Source organism: Leisingera sp. F5 (assembly GCF_001593695.1).
This window is the reverse complement of the sequence record NZ_LUKH01001314.1, coordinates 1-1,119: the sequence shown is the minus strand read 5'-3', so window position 1 is coordinate 1,119 and position 1,119 is coordinate 1. Positions and strand designations below refer to the sequence as shown.

Annotated in this window: 1 protein-coding gene; it reads right to left on the bottom strand. The window is 61.6% G+C overall.

What is annotated here, in order from left to right:
* Nucleotides 1–53: 53 nt before the first annotated feature.
* Nucleotides 54–1,119, bottom strand: a 1,066-nt coding sequence (locus A2I95_RS41055; protein ID WP_291738033.1) for a Zn-dependent hydrolase, incomplete at its 5' end; no start/stop codon positions are given.

Below are 1,119 nucleotides of genomic sequence, written 5' to 3'. Positions count from 1 at the left end.
TCCCTTGTTCTTCTGGCCGGAAATATCCCGGGGGTCTGGGGGCTGGCCCCCAGCTACGAAACGATTTCCGCTGTCTCGACCACCGCATGGAACAGCACGTTGGCGCCAGCCTCGGCCCATTCCTTGCTGATCTCCTCGGCCTCGTTGTGGCTCAGACCATCAACGCAGGGGCACATGACCATCGCGGTCGGCGCCACCCGGTTGATCCAGCAGGCATCGTGGCCCGCGCCAGAAATGATATCGATATGCGAATACCCCAGCCGCTCTGCCGCACTGCGCACAGCAGTGACACAGCCTGCGTCAAAGGTAACGGGATCAAAGCCGCCCACCTTCTCGAACGCGATTTCAACGCCCATCGCCTCAGCAATCCGGGTGCCTTTTTCGCGCAGCTGATTTTCCATGTCGGTGATCACGTCCAACTCGGGGCTGCGGAAATCAACGGTGAAAACCACCCTGCCCGGGATCACATTGCGCGAGTTCGGATAGACGTCGATATGGCCCGCGGCCCCGACAGCATGAGGCGCGTGGCCCCAGGCGATTTCATCCACGGTTTCCAGGATCCGCGCCATTGCCAGCCCCGCGTTGCGGCGCATCGGCATCGGGGTGGAGCCGGTATGCGCATCCTTGCCAGTCAACGTCACCTGGGTCCAGCTAAGGCCCTGGCCGTGGGTCACCACACCGATATCCTTGCCTTCGGCTTCCAGGATCGGTCCCTGTTCGATGTGCAGTTCAAAGAAGGCGTGCATCTTGCGGGCACCGGTCTCTTCTTCGCCGCGCCAGCCGATGCGTTTCAGCTCGTCCCCGAATTTCTTGCCTTCGGCATCTTCGCGGCCGTAAGCCCAGTCCTGAGTGTGAATGCCCGCAAACACGCCGGAGGACAGCATCGCAGGCGCATAGCGCGTGCCCTCCTCATTGGTGAAATTCGTGGCCACGATCGGATGCTTGGTCTTGATGTTCATATCGTTGAGCGAACGGATCAGCTCCAGCCCGGCCAGCACCCCCAGAACGCCGTCATACTTGCCGCCCGTCGGCTGGGTGTCCAGATGCGAGCCCACATAGACCGGCAGGGCATCCGGATCGGTACCTTCCCTGCGGGCAAACATATTGCCCATCTGATCC